The sequence below is a fragment of the Halosimplex amylolyticum genome, from assembly GCF_051414035.1.
GTDB classification, from domain to species: Archaea; Halobacteriota; Halobacteria; order Halobacteriales; family Haloarculaceae; genus Halosimplex; species Halosimplex amylolyticum.
In genome coordinates this window covers 215,759-235,651 of sequence record NZ_JBLKNW010000003.1, presented here as the reverse complement: position 1 = coordinate 235,651, position 19,893 = coordinate 215,759, and the positions used below count along the sequence as shown (strand labels likewise).

Genomic DNA, 19,893 nt, shown 5'->3' with positions numbered 1-19,893 from the left:
GCCGCATAGTAATGCCCGGATCGACTGAAGTGCCGGCCACCAGATGTATGAGTTCACGGACTGACGAGGATCCGCTGGTCTCGGTCGTCGTCCCGACGTACTACCGGAACGACCTGTTGGCGGAGACGATCCGGAGCGTCCGGGCGCAGTCGTACTCCCCGATAGAACTGATCGTCGTCGACGACTCGGGCGACGGCCACGCCGAACCCGTCGCGACCGAGTTCGACGGGGTCCGCTACCTGGAGCTAACCCGCAACCGCGGTGCGAACGCCGCGCGGACGGCCGGCGCGCGCCGCGCCGACGGTCGCTTCGTCCACTTCCTCGACGACGACGACGTGCTGTACGAGTCGAAGATCGAGCGGCAGGTCCGGGTCATGCGGCGAAATCCTGACGTCGGCGTCGTCTACACGGGCATCGACAAGACCGGCGACCGGACGGACCTCCCGAAGCCGTCGGTCAGGGGCGACGTGCTGGAGTTCGCGCTGATGTTCGAGATGTGGCCGTGCATGAACTCGACGATGCTGATCCGGGAGGGCGTCCTCCGCGAGGTCCTCCCGCTCTCCGACCGACGGGCGGCCAACGACCTGGAACTGATGATCCGCCTCGCCAGACGGACGTCGTTCGAGTTCGTCGACGAACCCCTGCTGTTCAAGCGGATCGACGACTCCTCGCTCGGGTCCTCGATGGACGCGGTCAGCGGTCGGATCGATATCGTGGAGGCCTACGACGACCTGTACGCGGCCCACGCCGACAGCGTTCGCCGGACGGCGCTGGCGAACACCTACGAGACCGAAGGCGCCCTGCTCCTGCGACGGGAGGGGTGGTCGATGCGGGCGATCGGGTCGCTGCTCAGACACCTGTACTACGCACCGACCGGGAAACCGAAGGCGCTCAGCAAGGTCGTCGCGGCGTGTCTCGGGAAACCGGGCTGGAGGGCCGCCAACCGCGTCAGCAGCGTTCTCTCCGCGTCGCGGAACTGACGCGCGGACGGCCGGTCGTCGCCGCGGGCTTGCCAGCCGGCACCGTGCGCTGTTCGGCCGCTCGCTCCGGATCGGCTCCGGCGGCCCGTTCAGTCGGCGTCCGTCGCCGACGCCTCGACCAGGTCGAACCAGTTCCCGTGTGTCAACGTCGTCCAGCCGAGGATCCAGAAGTCGTAGGCCGGGCGCTCAAGCGACCGGACCACGTCGAGGTACGCCGGGTCCTCCCACCGGGAGTAGGCCAGTTCGAACAGGGAGGCGTAGTTACCGATCTCGAAGCTGTCTACCCCGTCGGATCCCGTTCCCCACTCCCACTTCGAGGGCGACTGCAGATACGGGACCATGAAGTCGAAGAGCTTCTTCAACGTGGGTCCGTCGCCCGGGTCGGTCGGCGCGTTGTACCCGTAGAGGTCGACGCCGTGGTGTCTCCCGATCTCGGCGGTGAGGGTGAGCGCCTTCATCCCGTACATGTGGTAGTTCAGCCCGTCGTGGCGCGCGAGTTCGCGCTTGAGGTACCCTTTGGCGTCGTCGTCCTTGCGGTACTGGTTCCACGGACGGGGCTTGTCCTTCCCGTGAGCGGCGGTCTCGCACTGGCCGCGCCACATACAGAACGCGTGTTCCAGGCGCTCCTCGTCGCCGAGATAGCTCGCCGCGCCAGCGATAGTCGCGATGCGCCAGGCCCACTGGTTGTTGTACTGGTAGAACCCGGGGTCGGCGAGCGATCCGACGAAGGAATCGACCCACGATTCGAACGCGGATTCGAGGTCGCGGTCCGTCTTCTCGGTCCAGTACGGGTGGCCTCGGAGGAGCGACGCGCCGTACCAGAGCTTCGGGATCGTGATCATCAACTCGACCTCCGTCCCGTTGTTCGCCATGTCGCCGTCGGGTTTCATCTTCGTCTCGGGGTCCAGACACCAGTGATAGAGGAGGTCGATGGATCGCTCGGCGTACTCGTCGTCGTCCGTGAACCAGTAGGCGAGCGCCGTGTCGCGGACGGCCGTCGTCATGTCGATCGCGACCGAGTAGTCGTGCCGGTCGTCGGTCGCCCCGAACCGGTGGGGGTCGTCCCACTGGGGAGCGCCGTCGTCGACGACGCTCTTCGGCGACATGTTCAACGCCTTGTCCGCGTCCCAGATCGCCTTGTCGTAGGCCGGTTTCCACGGCGATTCGCCGTCGCTCACCCGGTCGGCGACTTCCCGGAGCTGCCGCTCGCTGACGTAGACGTAGTTCTCGGTCGGCGGCTCCGCCGTCGACGTCGGCGTCGGTGTCGGCGTCCGCGTCGACGTCGGCGATCCGGGCCCAGCCGTCGGCGACCGGGTCGCCGTCGGCGGCGCCGGCGGGGAGGCGGTCGGTGCGTCGGTGCCGTCGTTCGCTCGCGGGGAGGGCGTCTCCCCTCGGGTCGACGAGAGGAGGTCGAGACAGCCGGACAGGGACGCCGCTGCGACGCCGGTCGCCGCCAACAGGTCGCGACGACTGAAGCGCCGGTCCGTCCGTCCGTCGCCGTCATCTGGCATACACCGTCCTCCCCGACACAACACTATGAGTATACGTCGCCAAACTTCGTCGAACGCGCCGCAAACGACGGAACGATCCAGTAGAAACCCGGAACGGAGTCGGCAGTCACGGAGACGAGAGCGGACAGTAGGCCGCCCCTGGCTGGCGCGTATCCGGGACGGAACCGGGCGTTTCGGCGACGCCTGACCGGCGAGATCTCGCCGTTAGACACCGTATTCTCCGCACAGTGTGGTCTTTACAAAGTGGGATCCAGGGGTACCCAAACACGACTACCCCACAACAATGTCGTCGAAGCGCATCGCCGTGTTGTCGCCCCGAGACCCGGTTCCCGTCTACACCGGGCTCCTCGAGCGGACGTACCAGACCTGTCGCGTCCTGGGGAACGAACACACGGTCAACGTGTATTTCCCGTACGAGAAACAGCGAAAGCGGTCGGAATCGGGGCGCGTCCCCGACGACCAGCCGTTCGCGCGGACCGGGCTCGAATCGCGGGCGATCGACGCGCTCGAACGGCTGATTCCCGAGTACTCCGCCCTGAAGGGGCTGTATCACCTCCACCCGTGGCTGTACCCGTCGCTCCGGGAGCACCTCCGGGCGTTCGACCCGGACGTCGTGCTCGTGGAGTTCCCGTATCTCGTCCCCCTCGCGAAACTGGCGAGCCGGGGACTCGACTGTCGGGTGGTCCTCAGCGAACACAACGTCGAGTACAAGTTCGCCCAGCGCCTCGACATCCCGCTCTGGCGGGCTCTCAGGCGCTTCGAGATCGCCGCCTGCAACCGCGCCGACGCCGTGTTCGCGGTCTCCGAGGCCGACCGGGACGAGCTGGCCCCCCGGCTCGACGACGGCGTCGACCTCCGGGTCGCCCCGAACGGCGTCGACGTCGACCGCTACTCGCCCGAACGGGCGGACGCGGCCGAATCGATCCGCGAGCGCTACGGCCTCTCCGCGCCGGTGCTGGTGTTCCACGGGAACCTCGGGAACGCCCAGAACGCGGAGGTCGTCGACCTGCTGGTCGAGGAGGTGTTCCCGGCGGTCAGAGACGAGTTCGCCGACGCCTCGCTGCTGTTGATCGGCGCCGGACCGCCGGAGTCGACGCCCGACGGCGTCGTGTGTACCGGCGTCATCGACGACCTACCGGCCCACGTCGCCGCCGCGGACGTGGCCGTCGCCCCGATGCTCTCCGGGTCGGGGACGAACCTCAAGATCCTCGAGTACCTGGCGACCGGTCTCCCCGTCGTGACGACCCCGATCGGTGCGGAGGGGCTCTCGCTGACGCACGGGGAGACCGCGCTCGTCGCCGACCACCGCGACGCCGCCGCGGAGACCGTTCGGGTGCTCCGCGACGACGCGCTCCGGGAGCGGCTGTCCAGCAACGGCCGGGACCTGGCGGTCTCGGCGTTCAGCTGGACGAGCACGCTGACACCGTATCGCGAGGTCGTCCGGGAGCAGACGGGCTCGACGACCGCCGAACGAACCGAGACACCGATCCCTCAATCGACCCCAGACAAACGATGAACGTCCTCTTACTGACAGTCGACTCGCTACGAAAAGACGCCGTCCCCGGGGACGGGTTCGGGCCGGACCTGCTCGACGGGTCCGTCCGCGACAGCGTCTCGGAGACGCGATTCGAGCGCGCGTTCGCCACCGGTCCGGGAACCACGCCGTCGTTCCCGGCGATGCTGACGGGGACGATGCCCCTCTCGTACGGCGGCCTGGGCCCGCTGTCGCCCGATCGGCCGCGGGTCGCCGACGTACTCCGCAACGAGGGGTACGCGACCGGCGGGTTCCAGTGCAACCCGTTCCTCTCGACGCACTTCGAGTACGACGCGGGGTTCGACGCGTTCGAGGACTACCAGAACCCGCTGATGGGGCTCGCGACGAAGATTTTCCCGCGCGGGATCGAGATCAACAACCCGAAGCTCAGGACCGTCGACGAGTACCTCCACCTCACCGACGGCATCCGGAAGACCTACCAGCTCGTCCGGGGCAAGCCTCGCCCCTACGTGAGCGCCGACGTCATCACCGACGACACGATCGAGTGGCTGGACGGGGTCGACTCACCCTTCTTCTGCTGGACCCACTACATGGACGTCCACCACCCGTGTTTCCCGCCCGAACGGTACCGCGAGCGCTACGGCGTCGGGTCGGTGACCCAGTCCGACGTCGGCGAGTGGTACTCGGCGGTCCTCGACGACCCGGCGTCGCTCACCGACGACGAGATCGAGACACTCCACCGCCTCTACCGAGCGTCGATCGCCTACACCGCGGACCAGGCCGGACGGATTCTGGACCACCTCGAAGCGATCGGCGAGCTCGAGGACACCCTGGTGATCCTCACCTCGGACCACGGGGAACTGTTCGGTGACTGGGGCCAGCACGGCAAGCCCGAGCGGATGTACGACGAGTTGCTCCACGTCCCGCTGATAGTCCTGAACGGGCCGGACCACCTGGACGACGCGACCGACGACCTGGTGAGCCTGCTCGACGTCCCACCGCTGATCCACGACGCGCTGGATCTGGACGTCCCGGCGGTCTACGAGGGACGCCGTCCGGGCGTCGACGACCCCCGCGAGTACGTCGTGGCCGAACACGAGGTCGAGGGCGACGTCGTCGTCGGTGCGCGCTCGCGCGAGTGGCTCTACGAGCGGGACGAACTCCGCGACGAGGAGCGGCTGTTCGACCTGCGCGACGGGGACGCCAGACGCGTCTCGGTCGCGGACCACGCTCGCGAGGCGGCCGCCGTCAGGCGGGCCGTCTCCGCCCGGTTCGAGAGCCTGGACCTCGAGTCCGAGCGCTGGGACGACGAGATCGAGGGCGACGTCGAGTCCCGCCTCGAAGAACTCGGGTACCTCTCGTAGCCCATGACGGATCTCTCGACAGCCGCCGACGCGGCGACGGACGGACCGTCGACCGCCGGTGCGGCACCGACCGACGCGGCGGACGAGACGCTGACGGTGGACGCGGCGACCGGCGACGCCGACCCGAACGGGGAGCTGCGGGTGTGCCACGCGATGCACCACCTCGCGCTCGGGGGCCTCGAGAACCAGGTCCTCCGGCTCATCCGCGGGTCACAGGACCTCCCCGTCTCGTACACGGTCTGTTACTTCGGCGAGGACGACAGCCTCCGCGAGGAGTTCGAGGCCGCCGGAGCGCGCGTCGTCCACCTCGACACGGTGTCGAGTACGCCCGCCGGCCAGTTCGATCCCCGGAGCCTCGCCCGGGTGACGTCGTTCCTCCGCGAGGAGTCCTTCGACGTCCTCCACGCGCACGTGTCGCTGTACGTCCTGGTCGTCGCGCGGATCTGTGCGCGACTGGCCGACACGCCCGTCGTCGGGACGTATCACAACACCCGCGAGAACTACCACCCGGCGATGCAGGCGCTGGAACGAGCCACGCGGCCGCTGAGCGCCACGAACATCGCCGTCTCGACCGACGTCGAGCGGTCGTACGCGGACTCGGCCCGACTGTACGCGCCGGACGCCGACGCGCAGGGGTTCGACCGGCGGACGTACACGATACACAACGGCATCGACGTCGACGAGTTCGCGACGCGCGTCGACGAGGCGAGCCCGGACCAGGTCCCGGCTGCGGGCGAGGCCGGCGGCGGTCCGGTGTTCCTCAGCATCGGTCGCTACGCCGAGGAGAAGAACCAGCGGGCGCTGATCCGCGCGATGGACGAGGTGGTCGACGCACTGCCGGACGCCCACCTGTTCGTCGTCGGCTGGGGCCCGCTCGAAGACGACCTCCGCCGGACCGCGGCCGAGTGCGGCGTCGTGGACAACGTGACGATCACCGGCCGGGTGCCGTCGGTCCACGAGTACTACGCGCTGGCGGACGCTTTCGTCCTGCCGTCGCTCACGGAAGGGCTGAGCGTCGTCCTCCTCGAGTCGATGACCGCCGGGCTCCCCGTCGTCGGCACCGACGTCGCCGGGACCGGCGAGGCGATCGAAGACGGGACGACCGGATACGTGGTCCCGCCCGACTCCGCGTCCGCGCTGGCCGACGCCATGATTCGACTGTCGTCCGAGGAGCGCCGACAACGGATGGGTCGGAACGGCTACGAACGGGTCTGCGAGCACTTCAGCATCAGGAGCGCGGTCCGTTCGTACCAGGACGTCTATCGCAGGCTGGTCTGACGTCGCGCGCGAGTCGCGTCCACCGCTGTCTTCGCGTTCACCGTTCTCTCCGGGTTCACCGTTCTCCTCGAGTTCACGGTTTTCCTCGCGTTCGTCGTTCCCCTCACATTCCCCGTTCCCCCACGTTCATCGTTCTCGTCGCCTTCTCCGTTCTCCCCACGTTCGCCGTTCTCGTCGGCTTCTCCGTTCTCCCCACGTTCGCCGTTCTCGTCGGCTTCTCCGTTCTCCCCACGTTCGTCGTTCTCGTCGGCTTCTCCGTTCCCCTCTCGCGTACCGCTCTCTCCGCGATCGAGCGGCTGAGATCGGCTATCGGTGTCTGCAGAAGCAGCGACCGTCGACGGTTCTCACGGGTTCTCTCGGTCGGTGACGTTGCGGAACGACGCGCTCGGGTAACGATCCAGGCGCTCGAACTTCAGCGACGAGCGGACCGCGCCGGTGGTCGGCCGCGAGCGCACCGAGTCTCACTGGCTCCCGGTCGATGCCTGGCGACCCGGCCGCTCACGTGCCGGGGCCCGCCGAGTCGTCGCTGGTCTCCGCGGGCTGGGGCTCGAACAGGATCATCGTGTCCGCGTTGTGGTAGACGACGTTCTCCCGATCCGGTCTGAACGCGACCTCGTCGCTCGACACCGGCGCCAGGACCGTCACGTCGTCCTGGTAGACCTCCGACCGTTCGGGCGTCACAGCCAGTTTGACGTGACTCTCGCGGAGCGACCCGTACTCGACGACGGTCAGCCCGGGCTCCGCGACGAGTCGCCCGTCCTCGACCGGGGTGAGCCCGAATCGCTCCGGCCGCTCGCTCGTCCGTCCGGTCCACTCCTCGAACCTGAGATAGCCCGAGAACGCGTGCGACGAGTGGACGGGCGTGTCCCCGGTGTATCGACTGACGTGTTCCCCGGAGGCGATGTTCCCGGTCGAGAAGTGTTTGCGAGCTCCCTTGTCGTAGCCGGCAGCGTCGCTGAGCGACGGGTCCGTGAACCCGGCGCCGACCGAGACGAACGCGGCGGCGAACACGATCAGCGCGACTGCGAGGACGCTCTTCGAGCGCCCGGACGCGCCGGCGAGCCGCCGCAGTCCGAGGGCGCCGACGGGGAGGAGGAACAGGAGCGTCATGATCCCCCAGCGGTTCAGCGCCGCCATCCCGCGAGCCACCATCCAGATCGGGTTCGGCATGTACAGCGGTGCGGCGACGAGGAACCCGACGACCACCTTGGGACGGACGTGTCGCGGCATGGTGTCCTCGGCGCGAACGATCGCCCAGAGGCCGTACCCGCAGACCGCCATGAAGAAGGCGTAGTGCAGGTTGTTCAGGACGAACGGGACGGCGGCGGCGGCCAGTTCGAGGGGGGTCTCGTAGTTCCGGATGACGAACTGCTCGGTCGGAAGCCCCGTCGAGGCGGCCGTACTGTGCTCGGTCAACCAGTTGATCGGCACCCAGATGAGACCGGTGACCCACCAGTAGACGCCGACTGCGGCGACCAGGAGCGCCGACTGCTGGAGCGGTCGACTGAGGCGCTCGCGGTCGGCGCGGTCCGCCAGCAGCGACCAGAGCATCCCCGCTCCGATCCAGGCCGCCGTCAGCACCACCGACATGAACACGCTCAGGTGATGGGTCATCACCCAGGCGAGGACGACGACGCCGGCGGTGAGCGTGTACCGGACGTCGTCGGCCCACTTGCTGAGCAGGAGCACGAAGACGGCGAGGAAGACGAAACTCAGCGACTGCACGTGCGCCTGCGACCCCCAGCCGACGAACTCGGGATTGACGGCCAACAGCGCCGCGCCGAGGAACCCGATCTTCGACGACCCGGCGACGTTACGGACGAACGCGTAGCCCGCGAGGACGACGACCGGGAAGGCCACGGCGAAGAACACGCCGATGGTCGTCCTCGGGTCGGCGCCGGATAGCTGGACGTAGACGGCCGCCAGCGTGTGAAACACCGGGAGGTCCGCGTACCTCGTCCCGGCGGCCGGAGCGAGCGATCCGACCGTCGCGATCCGGCGGGCGAGCGCCGTGTGATAGAGGGTGTCGAGCGTCCGCACGTAGTACGGCACCGTCAGCACCTGCGCCGTGAGAAGCAGTCCCGCCCCACCGGCGAGCAGTGACAGGCTCGCCGGGATCGAGACGACCGCTCGGTCGGAGACGCAGACGTGGAGCGTGATCGAGGTGACGAACACGGCCACGAGGGAGAAGAAGGCGAGCCCCCGGCCGACCGAGAAGAGGACGCCAACGCTCGCCAGGAGGGCGCTCGCCGCGAACCGCCGGTCCGTCACGACGGCCCAGAACGGAGCCGTCCGGGACACGGCAGCCGAGCCGATGCGGTCGAACGGCCGGAAGATCATCGCGTCGGCCAGTGCGACGGTCGCCACTCCGATGACGGTCATCCCGAAGAATCGGGGGCGCCCGGTCTCGACCGCGAACGCGATACCGGCGAGCACGGCGACGTTGAGGAACGCGAGCGCCGCGTACAGTACTTCCGAGGGGGGTTCGTACCGGGACATGTGTATCGCGCTCGACGGGGACAGCACCGTCGAACTGGTGGCCGTCCCGATGAGAGACCGGGAGTCCCTGGCGCTGGGTTCGACGAGGTGCACCAGTCTGTAGCTCACGTATCCGACTACCGCGCCACCGACGATCACGACCGGGATCACGGCCGCGGGGTGTCCTTCGAATATCTGTGCGAAAAACTGCTGGACGAGGACGGCGACCGCGGCCGCCAGTCGTATCAAATCGCCCGCGACTGCGAACGACAGTCCGATCGACGCCGGTCCGGACGTCATACGTATCCCAGCTCCTCGAGTCGGTCCTCGACGTCGTCGTCGATGCCCGTGTTCGTCTCCCGTATCACGCCGAGGTCGACGTCGTCCCTGTCCAGGAACGCGTCGACGGTCGCTTCCAGTTCGGCGGCGGTGTCGGGGTCGTCTCTCGGCGCCCGCTCGTCGGGGTCGGCCCGCAGGTCGTACAGTTCGCGTCCCTCGACCGTCCACCGTTCGTCGTGGAACGACTTGACGAACTTGTACCGGTCCGTCCGGACGCCGACGTACGTCCGGTCGAGCAGCGGCGCGTGGTTGCAGAGGAGGGAGGGCCGCTCCGTCCCGTCGACCGGCTCGCCCTCCCACTCGGCGGGGATCGGGAGCCCGAGTTCGTCCACGACGGTGGGCGCCAGGTCGAGGTGGCGGACCGAACAGTCACCGACGGGGTGGCGCAGGTTCTTCGAGAGGAACGGGACCGTGACGCACTCGTCGTACAGCTGCGCGTGGCCGTGGAAGCCGTGGTCGAACTCCTCGCCGTGGTCGCCCGTCACGACCACGACGGCGTCGTCGTCGACGAACTCGAACACCGACGAGAGCCGTTCGTCCAGTCGCTCGACGCACTGTTCGTAGAGGTCGCGGAGCCCGGACAGCACTTCCGGGGAGGTGTCGTCCCGGAGGTGGTAGTTGAACAGCGTCGAGTACGTCTCGAAGAGGCCGACCCGCCGCCCGCCGTCCAGTCCCGGGAAGTACGGGCCGTGGGCGTCCATCAGGTGCATCCACAGGAACCGGGGGCCGTCCTGTCGCCGGTACCACGCGCTGGCCCGGTCGGCCACGTCGGTGGCGTCCACGCGCTGTTTCAGCCGGAGGAACCGCTGGGCCTTGTCGACCGTGGAGTACCGGTCGCCCGTGTAGTCGGCGTCGGTTGCCATCCCGTCGTTCCAGAAGTGGTCGAAGTACTCGGTCCACTTCCCCAGGAAGGGGTTCGAAGCGACGATCCCGGCCGTGGCGTACCCGTGCTCTCGAAGCACCTCGGGGAGCGGCGTCACGGTCGGCTTGACCCGGCCGTCCGGGTCGTACGCCTGCACGATGTGCTGGCTCGCCAGCAGGGGCGGGAACGCCCCGTGCGTCGCCGCAGACTGGCTGACGGCCATCGAGCGGTCGTACCCCTCGGACCGGGCCCGCTCCCGGAGGTTCGGCATCCTGTTCACCACGTCGCTGCGCCACGCGTCGACGGTGACGAGCACGACGTCGCGGCGGTCGTCCGTCCGTCCGGTTCCGTTCGTTCGTTCGGTCATGATCTTGCGTTCGGCAACTCCGTCGAGGAGCCGTCCGTGGTCGGTGGTCCGGTCATGCGTTCACTCCAGATACCCGAGCCCTTTCAGTTGCTCTCGGACGTCCTCGCTCTCCTCCTCGGTGTAGTCCCGGGAGGGGGCGTGTTCGTCGTGGCTCTCTCTCATCGACGGGTCGGGGTCGTAGGCCAGGCGCTCGGCCGGGACCTCGCCGTCGACGTCTTCCGGGACCGGCTCGTCGATGAGGTCGAGGACGAGCGGGAACAGGTCGAGGATGCTCCGGTCGCGCACGTCGTCGGTGCGGGCGAACGAGTCGCCGGCGGTGAACAGCGCCCCGAACTGCCGGTGTTCGCTCCACTCGTCGCGGGCGAACAGGTCGCCGTCGTTGAAGCTCGTCTGGACGGTGACGTGCATTTCGTCGGCGATCGGGATCACGTCGGGCGCCGCGTCGGCGAACGGGCCGTCGAACACCTCCTCTTTCCGCCGGATCTCGGTCATCAGCGGGTCGTCCCGGTCCGGCGCGGGGTGGTCGATCTCCCCGAGTTCGGACTCGATCTCCGCTCGGAGCCGGCTCGCCTCCGCCTCGGAGACGGTCCCCTCGGGGTGGGTGTCGGCCGTGTTGAGGTGGACGACGTTCTGGTCCGGACTGTACGCGACCGTCTCGGACCACTCCACCCGGCCGGGGTCGAACCCGTCGCTCCGCTCGTCGGCGGGCGGGACGACGCGCTGGAGCGCCTCGAACACGGGCTGGGGGAGGCGTTCCCGGACGTCGTCCAGTCCGAGCGCGCGCTTGGCCCGGACGAGCCGTTCGCGGGTGACCCCCGCCGTCCGCAGCAGCCCGCGCAGGTCGACGCCCGACGGGTCGGTCACGCTGAGGTATCCCTCCTCGCGGAGCCACTCGTTGACGTAGAAGTTCCAGTCGCTCGCGGCGGCGTGGCCGTGGTCGCTCATGACGATGGCGTCGACGTCGGACGGACACCCGTCGAGGAGCTCGCGGAGCGCCCGGTCCTGTTCGACGTAGAGCTCTTTGAGCAGGTCGTGGTCGCGGCCGAGGTAGTGCCCGGCGACGTCCGTGGCCATGAACACGCAGCAGAAGACGTCCACGTCCGTCTGCCTGGTGAGCGTCTCGAACGCGCGCTGGTGATGCCAGAGGCCGTCCGTGATGTTCTCCAGCACTCGCTCGTCGCTGGCCTGCTGGAGCTCCGGGCCCATGTCGAAGGGGTGAACCCGGTATCGCTCGCCGAGTTCGTCTTCGACGGCGTCGAGCACCTCGGGAGGGTTGCTGACCTCGACGCGGTTCGGGACGGGCCAGCCCGAGACGACGTAGCCGTGGTCGAGGTCTGCGGGCGGGTACGTCAGCGGGACGTTCGCGACGCCGCAGGAGACGCCGGCGTCGTCCAGCGCCTCCCAGAGCGACTCGGCGTTGACGTCGCCGTAGTTCACCGGGTCCCAGCTGTACTCGCCGTCGCGTCGCTTGGTGAATCCGAAACAGCCGTGTTTCCCGCCCTGCTTGCCCGTGAAGATCCACGGCCACGCGGGCGCCGACAGCGGCGGGTCCGCCGACCGGACGCGGCCGAACGACCCCTCCTCCATCAGTCCCCGCAGCGTCGGGAGGTCCTCGGCCCAGCGCTCGACGAGACTGGGTTCGAGCCCGTCGAGGCCGACGACGATGACGTTCACGGCGCGACACCCCCCGGGACCGGCTGTTCGGCCGGTTCGTCCCGCTGGCTCTCCCCCGAGAGGAGCCGGTAGTACTCGTCGATCGACTGTTCCTTCGTGAAGTGGTTCTCGAACGCGGCGCGCGCGTTGGCCCCCTGATGGGCGACGAGTTCGGGGCGCGTGCGCCACTCTTCGATGATGTGTCGCATGCGCTTCACGTCTCCCTGCGTCACCTGTCTCCCGGCGTCGTGGGCCTCGACGATCTTCGCCTCGTCGTCTTCGGGGTGGGAGACCACGAGGATCGGCTGGCCCGCGGCGAGCGACGTGTAGAGCTTGCTCGACACGCACAGCCCCTCCATCCCCTCGCTGACGGCGACGAGCGAGACGTCGCCGCACGTCAGCGTGTACGGGAGGTCTTCGAGGTCCTGGTAGGGGAGGAAGGTCACGGTGTCGCCGACGAGGTCGTACGACTCGGCGAGGTCGACGACGTCGGCCTTCCTGTCGCCCTCGCCGATGATGCACAGGCGAACGGGCTCGTCCGCGAACGCGCGGGCGGCCTCGACGGCCGTCTCGAGGTCGTGGTTGGCCCCGATGTTCCCCGAGTAGACGAGCGTGAACGCCTCGTCGAAGCCGTGTTCCTCGCTGAACCAGTTCTCCGACTTCTCCATCGGCTGGATGAACTCGCCGTCCGCCCAGTTGTGGACGATCTCGATCTTGTCGGGGTCGAAGTCGTCGCCGGCCGCGTCGGTGATGCGGTCGCGCATGACCGGGCCGAGGGCCACGACGGCGCGCGCGCCGCCGAAGACGCGTTCGTGGACCTTCGCCCAGGCGCGGTAGACGACGCCGTCGCGGTCGACGTACCCGGACGCGGCGATGACCTGGGGGTACAGGTCGTACACGATGAAGGTGTACTCCCAGCCTTTGAGCCGGCAGAGCAGCCACATCGCGGACGGCAGGATCGGCGGGTTCGAGGTGAACACCAGCTCGCGCTCGTCCTGGTCGTCGCGGGCGAGCACGGCGACCATCCAGACGGTGAACACGGCCCAGTTGAACAGCCGCCGCGGGAGCGACGACTGGCGCACCTGCGGCGCGCGGATGCGCCGCACCGGGACGCCCTCGTGGGTCTCCCGGCGTGGCTGTTTCTCGTTGTCGCCGCTGTGGTAGTTCGGCTGGCCGGTGTACACGGACAGGTCCAGCCCGCGGTCGACGAGGCCGACGGCCAGGTCGGTCATCAGCTGTCCCGTCGACGCCGTGTCGGGGTGGAAGTACTCGGCGACGAGCACGAAGTCCTTCGTCGAGTCCGTCATGTAGCTACTCACGCCCCCCGTTATCGCTCGTGAAGGAGCGTCTCAAGGTTGTTCTCGACGTAGTCCTTCTCGCGGTTGCCGACGTACCACTCGAGGGTGTTCTCGATCCCGTCCTGGAGCGTGTACTGGGGTTCCCAGCCGAGCAGTTCCGCCGCCCGCGTGGTGTCGGCGGCGCGGTGGCGCACGCCGACGGGTTTGTCGGTCATGTGGTCGATCTCCCCGGGGTGCCAGTCGAGGCGGTCGAAGATCGCCTCGGCGACCTCGTTGATCGTGATGTAGTCGCGGATCCCGGCGTTGACCGGCGTCGCGTCGGTGACGTTCTCGGCGGCGAGCCGCAGCGCGCGCGTGATGTCTTTGACGTACGTGAAGTTGCGCGTCTGCTCGCCGTCGCCCCAGATCTGGTAGGGGTCCTGCTCGGCGTAGGCCTTGGCCATCAGCGCGACGATGGCGTGGGTCTCGTTCTCGCGCGGGCCGTAGGCGGTGAAGATGCGGACGATGCTCGCGTCGATGTCGTACTGCTCGTGGTAGGCCTGCAGCGAGCGCTCGCCCATGAGCTTCGCCCAGCCGTACACCTCGTCGGCGTAGGCGCCGCCGCGCTCCTCGAAGCTGACCATGTCCTCGCTGAGCCGCTGTTTCTCCTGCTGGATGTCGGTCGGGTAGGTGCAGGCGCTCGAGGCGAAGCAGATCCGGTCGACGTCGTTCCGGGCGGCGGCCTCGTAGACGACGTTGTCCAGGGCCATGTTCGTCGCGCAGTTCGCCGGGTAGTTCGAGATGTACCCGCGCCCGCCGTGGTCGGCCGCGAGGTGGAACACCGTGTCGATGCCCTCGGTCGCCTCCTCGGCGAACGACAGCCGCTTGAGGTTGCCCTCGCGGAACTCGATCTCGTCGGCGACGGCGTCGAGGTTCTCGAGTTCGCCGCTCGAGAGGTCGTCCGCGACGCGGACGTCCGCGCCCTCGGCGACCAGGTCCTCGACGAGGTGGCTGCCGATGAACGACGCGCCGCCAGTGACGAGCACGCGCTCGCCGTCCCAGTCGCTCATGGCGTCCCTCCGTCGGCCGCGACGACTTCCCGCTGGACGTCGAGTTCGTCTTCGGCCCACTCGTACACGCGACGCAGTCCGTCGTCCAGTCGAACTTCCGGCCGCCAGTCGAGTTCCTCGTTGATCCGGGTCATGTCGCAGGCGTACTTGTCGGTGCCAGTCGGTTTCGAGCGGTCGTGCTCGATGTCGAGGTCCTTGCCCGAGATCGCGATGATCCGCTCGGCGAGTTCGTTCATGGAGACGACGTCCCTGGAGTTGCCGAGGTTGATCGCCTCGCCGTCGCCCTTCTTCTCGATGACGTCGATCATCCCCCTGACGAGGTCGGTCACGTAGATGAACCCGCGCTCCTGGGTCCCGTCGCCGAACAGCTCGATCGAATCGCCGTCGTCGGCTTCGATGACCTTGCGGCAGAGCGAGGGGATGACGTGGCTGCTGTCGGGGTCGAGACTCTCGCGCGGTCCGTAGCAGTTGAAGATGCGGACGCTGCTGGTCGCGATGTCGCAGTCTTCCTGGTAGGCGTCGCAGGCGACCTCGCCGAGCACCTTCGCCCACCCGTACGTGCTGTGGGGGTTCGCCGGGATCGCCTGGTCCTCGGTGAACAGATTGAGGCTGTCGTGTTGCTGTCTGTAGATGCAGGCGCTCGAGGCGAACAGGAAGCGGTCGACGTCGGTCGTCCGCGCCGCCTCCAGCATGTGCTGGTTCATCAGGACGCTGGGCGTGAGCCCGCCGACGTTCTCGCGCTGGATGTAGTGGATCCCTCCGACGCTCGCGGCGAGGTGAAACACGTGGTCGACGCCTTCGACCGCACGCAGGCAGCCTTCGCGCGTCGTGAGATCGACCGCTCGGAGTTCGACATCGTCTTCGAGGTGCCGGACGTTGTCCAGCGAACCGCGGGAGAAGTCGTCCGCGACGACGACCTCTCTCCCGCGATCGACCAGTTCTTCGGCGAGGTGAGAGCCGATGAATCCGGCACCCCCCGTCACCAGCATAGTATCTCGGTCAGTGTCGGACATCGAGTAGCAGTGGCCCCGAATCGACCAATAGTATGAGCCGATTATCGGGATCGAATAGATCGACTGAATCGAGCCATCTACGAGGAACACGTAGCGATCTGCGGAGCGTCAGTTGGTCAGTTCGCGCGTACAGTTCCGGAAACGTAACGTTCCCGCGAGTAACTCGCTGGGTCTTCGACAGTCGGTGTCCGGACTCCTGCGTGCTCTGCGGCGCGATATCGGCGATCCGGGGTGGAATTCCCGGGCGCCGACAACCGCGACGTGCCCGCTGGGGAATCTGTTATACCGCCTCTTCGATCCGCCCACGGACGGCTGGAAGCCCGTGAAATGGCACCCCCGTCGCTCGCTGGGGCGCCTGCTCGGCGGACGATATCGGTCTTTTCACCGCGACAGTTCGCCCGCTTCCGGGCCATAGAAGGGCCATACCTGCGATACAGTGAATTCCGTAGGAGCTAATTAACAATGTGGCCAGTATCTGTGACCGATACGTATGGACAGTTCTCCCGCCGGCCCGCGCGCCGCGGCCAGCCAGCAGTCCGCGACGGCCGCGGACCGGGACCAGCAGACCGTTCGAACGGGCATCCAGCTGCACACGTTGCGAGACCTCGACGCGTCGCTCCCGGAGACGATCCGCCGCGTCGGCGAGGCGGGCTTCGACGGGGTGGAGTTCGCCGGCACGCTCGAAGACGCGGATCTCGACGCCGTCGAGTCCGCGATGGCCGACTCGGGCGTCGAGGCGGCCGCCGCCCACGTCGACTGGCCCACCCTCCGGGACGACTTCGACGGTGTCGTCGAGCGCTACGCACGAGTGGGGTGTCACCGCCTCGTGAACCCCCACCTCGGCATCGACCAGGTCATCTCGGACCGGGCCGTCCGCGACACCGCCGACGAACTCGCGCGGATGGGCGCGCGCCTGGCCAACCGCGGCGTCGAGTTCTACTACCACAACGCCCCCCACGACCTGCGGCCGCAGTTCCGCGACGACCGCCTGGGTGGCGTCCTCTCGCTGGGCCCGATTCCCGCGCTGGTCGGCGACCGGGCGACGAACTGGCTCGACAGGGTCGCCCACCCGGACCCCGACAGCATCGCGGACCGAACCGCACTCGGACAGATCTACGCCCGTACCGTCGACCGTTCGCTCCGGTTCGAGATCGACGTGGGCTCGGTCGCGATGGCCGGCTACCGGCCCGACACGGTCCTCGACCTCGTCGGCGACAAACTCGACCTGATCCACCTCACGGAAGGCGCCGACGTCGAGTCGACGATGCAGGCCGCTCGCCGGAACGACGTCGAGTGGGTGATCTACGAGGACGACCACCCGGACGACCCCGCGGCCGCGCTTCGACGTGGAGCCGAAGCGCTGGCCGACCGGTAACTCCGGTGAGGAGCCGAAGCGCTGACCGATCGGTGACCCAACCGCGGAGTCACGGACGCGAAGCCACAATCGGGAGACTCCGATTCGCGCGGTCGGCGGCGAGTCGGCGGAGCCACCGTCGCGGCTTCTCGGGGCCGTGTATCGAGCCGTCGCTGTCGCTCGCGGCGGTTCTGATCGGTCAGGTATCGACTGTATACTGATACGTGCGGGGTGACACCCGCCGGGCATGGAGTTCAGTCACGAGCGGATAGACGACGCCCCGCCGGCGGGGCGGATGAGTTTCTGCCTCACCGAAGACCTGACTGGCAACGGGCGCCCGGACGTCCTCGTCGGCGCCCTGGGAACCAACCGGTGGGTAGACGTCCCCGTCGTCGGAGGGACCGTCAACCTCCGCGAGCTCCCGGTGACCCGGTCGTGGACGGCCCGCGCCGAGACGAACGTCTTCTGGTACGAGAACCCGGGCTGGGAGCGACACGACGTCGCGCGGGCCCCCCGGCTCTCGGTCGGCGGCGCCCTCGGTGACCTCACCGGCAACGGACGGGTCGACCTGGTCGCCGGGCAGAACCTGGCGACCGACCTGTGCTGGTTCGAACAGCCGGACGACCCCAGACGACCCTGGACGCGACGGCTCGTCACCGACGACTTCGAGAAGTACCACGACGTGACGGTCGCCGACGTCGACGACGACGGCCGTCCGGAGGTCGTCTTCCTGTCGCAGGAGAGCGCGGTCGTCGGGTACTACGACGTTCCCGACGACCCCCGCCAGGAGCCCTGGCCGCGACGGAACCGACAGATCGTCGCCGAGAACCTCAACGTCGAAGGGGTCGCGGTCACCGACGTCGACGGCGACGGGCGGACCGAACTCGTCGCCGGGACGAACGTCTTCCGCCGGTCCGAACGCGGGTGGGAGCGCGAATCGCTCGCCGAGGGGTGGGACTGGACGCGCGTCGCGGCCGCCGACCTCGACGGCGACGGACTGCAGGAACTCGTCGTCACCGAGGGCGACGTGCCCTACGCGGACGACCGCCCGGCGCGCCTGGGCGTGTTCGACCCGCTGGAGTGGGACCTGACGCTCCTCGAAGACGATCTCTACAACCCGCACACGGTCCAGACGGCCGACTTCGACGGGAGCGGTCACCCCGACATCTACGTGGCCGAGATGGGCCTCGACGGGTACGACGACCCGGTCCACCGCGTGTACCGGAACCCGGGCGACGGGTCGCTCGACTTCGAGGGGACCGTCGTCGAACGCGGCGTCCCGACTCACGAGGCGAAAGCGGTCGACCTCACCGGCGACGGCCGCCCCGACGTCGTCGGGAAGGGGTACGCGGACACCCACGTCGACGTCTGGTACAACGAGACCGAGCCCGCAGACGGCCTCTCGAACGCCGCGGAGTCGTCGCCGTCAGAGACACCGTCGTGATCCCGGGTCGGCCCGCCCGGAGTCGGCGCGACGCCGTCGTCGCGTGACGACCGTTTCGGGGTCACTGCGACGCCGTCGTCGCCCGCCGACCGTTTCGGGGTCACTGCGACGCCGCCGGAGCGGCACCCGTCTCGGACGGACCGGAAAGCCCCGGAACCGGCCGAATACGGTCCATAACAATAGACGAGTCCCCTCACAGGTGGGACGATGAACGACTCACGACAGGGGAAATCCGGTCGCCGCTGGCCCCTGGAGGCGGTGATAGACCTCGTGGCCGTCGCGGCCCTCGTCGTGGTGGCCGCCGTCCTCGTCGTCGCGGTCGGCACCGGGGCACTCCTCACGACCATCTTCGGGTTCGCGCTCGTCACGTTCGCCCCCGGGTACGCCTTCGTCGCTGCGGTCTTCCCCGAGGCCGGCGGTCGCGCCGGCGCCGGAGGGAGCGGCGGGGCGGTGAACTGGCGGCTCGGTGGCGCAGGCGGCTTCGAGCGCGGCCTCTCGGCCGGCCTCCGCACGCGCGGCATCGACGGTATCGAACGATTCGCGCTCTCGGTCGGCCTCAGCGTCGCTCTCGTCCCGCTGATCGGCATCGGTATGGACGCGATGGGCCTGGCCATTCGGCCCGTCCCGGTCGTCCAGGTGGTGAGCGCGATCACCCTGGGGCTGCTCGCCGTCGCGACGGTTCGACGGATGCGGCTCCCCGACGGCGACCGCTTCCGAGTGCCCTACCCGGACTGGTCGACGGTCGGCCGCGGCGGTCTCTTCGAGACGCGGTTCGACGGCGCGCTGACCGTCCTCTTCGCCGCGAGTCTGCTGTTCGCCGCCGGGAGCGTCGGCTTCGCGGTGGCGACCCCGCCCCCGGGCGACACGGACTTCTCCCTCCTCGCGGAGAACGAGTCGGGCGCGCTCGTGGCCGAGGACTATCCGACCGAGTTCGAACGCGGCCAGAGCACGTCGCTCGCGGTCAGCATCGCCAACAGAGAACACGAGGCGACGAGCTACTCCGTGGTCGTCCTCCTGCAACGCGTCCGCGTGACGGACGGCGCGACCGAGATCCGCGAGGTGGACGAACTCGAGCGGCGCACCCACCACGTCGGCCGGAACGAGACCGAGATCGCGGCCTACGACGTGGCGCCGACGCTCACGGGCGACCAACTGCGGCTGTCCTTCTTGCTGTACCGCGGTGGCGCGCCCGACGACCCGACGACCGAGAACGCGTATCGCCGGCTACAGCTCCGGATTAACGCGTCCGAAGCCTCCGAGTGAGCCGTCGGTCGGCGTCCGAGCCGCCTGTCGCGACCGCGACGCGTCCGTCTTCGTTTTCGGCGTCGCTCTGTCTTCACGGCTCAGGCGTCGCTCAGCCTTCATTTCAAGCGTCGTCTCGTCGCCGCCACCTTGCGTGCTCTCCAGC

The 19,893-nt window shown here is 68.6% G+C and carries 14 protein-coding genes; 7 read left to right on the top strand and 7 right to left on the bottom strand.

Annotated elements, in window-relative coordinates; translation table 11 throughout:
• Positions 1-47 precede the first annotated feature (47 nt).
• Entirely contained in the window at positions 48-980 is a 933-nt protein-coding gene (locus ACMGFE_RS16240) for a glycosyltransferase family 2 protein (RefSeq protein ID WP_436926275.1), read from the top strand.
• An 89-nt stretch (positions 981-1,069) separates the two neighbouring features.
• Here the strand turns inward: ACMGFE_RS16240 and ACMGFE_RS16235 are convergent, their stop codons facing one another.
• The gene (locus tag ACMGFE_RS16235; RefSeq protein WP_436926274.1) at positions 1,070-2,491 is read right to left on the bottom strand and encodes an alginate lyase family protein; all 1,422 of its coding nucleotides are present in this window, start codon (positions 2,489-2,491) and stop codon (positions 1,070-1,072) included.
• A gap of 283 nt (positions 2,492-2,774) precedes the next feature.
• On the opposite strand from ACMGFE_RS16235, the gene ACMGFE_RS16230 reads away from it, so the two are divergent.
• Genes ACMGFE_RS16230 through ACMGFE_RS16220 form a run of 3 tightly spaced genes read left to right on the top strand, consistent with a single transcriptional unit; the run spans position 2,775 to position 6,628 of the window.
• Positions 2,775-4,007: a glycosyltransferase family 4 protein gene (locus ACMGFE_RS16230; RefSeq protein ID WP_436926273.1), complete on the top strand. Its 1,233-nt coding sequence runs from the start codon at positions 2,775-2,777 to the stop codon at positions 4,005-4,007.
• Positions 4,004-5,350: a sulfatase gene (locus tag ACMGFE_RS16225; RefSeq protein WP_436926272.1), complete on the top strand. Its 1,347-nt coding sequence runs from the start codon at positions 4,004-4,006 to the stop codon at positions 5,348-5,350. The genes ACMGFE_RS16230 and ACMGFE_RS16225 overlap by 4 nt, the downstream gene beginning before the upstream one ends.
• A 3-nt stretch (positions 5,351-5,353) precedes the next feature.
• Positions 5,354-6,628: a glycosyltransferase family 4 protein gene (locus ACMGFE_RS16220; protein ID WP_436926271.1), complete on the top strand. Its 1,275-nt coding sequence runs from the start codon at positions 5,354-5,356 to the stop codon at positions 6,626-6,628.
• A gap of 498 nt (positions 6,629-7,126) precedes the next feature.
• On the opposite strand, the gene ACMGFE_RS16215 is transcribed toward ACMGFE_RS16220, so the two are convergent.
• The 6 genes from ACMGFE_RS16215 to ACMGFE_RS16190 are packed head-to-tail and all read right to left on the bottom strand — an operon-like array spanning position 7,127 to position 15,663.
• Positions 7,127-9,406 (bottom strand): hypothetical protein, encoded by a 2,280-nt coding sequence (locus tag ACMGFE_RS16215; RefSeq protein ID WP_436926270.1) that lies wholly within the window; start codon positions 9,404-9,406, stop codon positions 7,127-7,129.
• On the bottom strand, positions 9,403-10,674 hold the full coding sequence (locus tag ACMGFE_RS16210; protein ID WP_436926269.1) for a sulfatase-like hydrolase/transferase: 1,272 nt from the start codon (positions 10,672-10,674) through the stop codon (positions 9,403-9,405). Before ACMGFE_RS16210 ends, ACMGFE_RS16215 begins: the two co-directional genes overlap by 4 nt.
• 60 nt (positions 10,675-10,734) lie before the next feature.
• Positions 10,735-12,348 (bottom strand): alkaline phosphatase family protein, encoded by a 1,614-nt coding sequence (locus tag ACMGFE_RS16205; protein ID WP_436926268.1) that lies wholly within the window; start codon positions 12,346-12,348, stop codon positions 10,735-10,737.
• Positions 12,345-13,634 carry a glycosyltransferase family 4 protein gene (locus tag ACMGFE_RS16200; RefSeq protein WP_436926267.1) on the bottom strand — a complete coding sequence of 430 codons (1,290 nt, stop codon included), beginning with the start codon at positions 13,632-13,634 and terminating at the stop codon, positions 12,345-12,347. The genes ACMGFE_RS16205 and ACMGFE_RS16200 overlap by 4 nt, the downstream gene beginning before the upstream one ends.
• Positions 13,635-13,654: 20 nt before the next feature.
• Positions 13,655-14,674, bottom strand: coding sequence for an NAD-dependent epimerase/dehydratase family protein (locus tag ACMGFE_RS16195; RefSeq protein WP_436926266.1), 1,020 nt, complete (start codon positions 14,672-14,674; stop codon positions 13,655-13,657).
• Positions 14,671-15,663: an NAD-dependent epimerase/dehydratase family protein gene (locus ACMGFE_RS16190; protein ID WP_436926265.1), complete on the bottom strand. Its 993-nt coding sequence runs from the start codon at positions 15,661-15,663 to the stop codon at positions 14,671-14,673. The genes ACMGFE_RS16195 and ACMGFE_RS16190 overlap by 4 nt, the downstream gene beginning before the upstream one ends.
• A 514-nt stretch (positions 15,664-16,177) precedes the next feature.
• On the opposite strand from ACMGFE_RS16190, the gene ACMGFE_RS16185 reads away from it, so the two are divergent.
• The 3 genes from ACMGFE_RS16185 (at position 16,178) to ACMGFE_RS16175 (ending at position 19,748) form a co-directional block, all read left to right on the top strand.
• Entirely contained in the window at positions 16,178-17,062 is an 885-nt protein-coding gene (locus tag ACMGFE_RS16185; protein WP_436926264.1) for a sugar phosphate isomerase/epimerase family protein, read from the top strand.
• 226 nt (positions 17,063-17,288) lie between these two features.
• Complete coding sequence (locus ACMGFE_RS16180; protein ID WP_436926263.1) at positions 17,289-18,485, top strand: FG-GAP repeat domain-containing protein; 1,197 nt, start codon at positions 17,289-17,291, stop codon at positions 18,483-18,485.
• A 207-nt stretch (positions 18,486-18,692) separates the two neighbouring features.
• Positions 18,693-19,748 (top strand): DUF8471 domain-containing protein, encoded by a 1,056-nt coding sequence (locus ACMGFE_RS16175; RefSeq protein WP_436926262.1) that lies wholly within the window; start codon positions 18,693-18,695, stop codon positions 19,746-19,748.
• Positions 19,749-19,893: the final 145 nt, after the last annotated feature.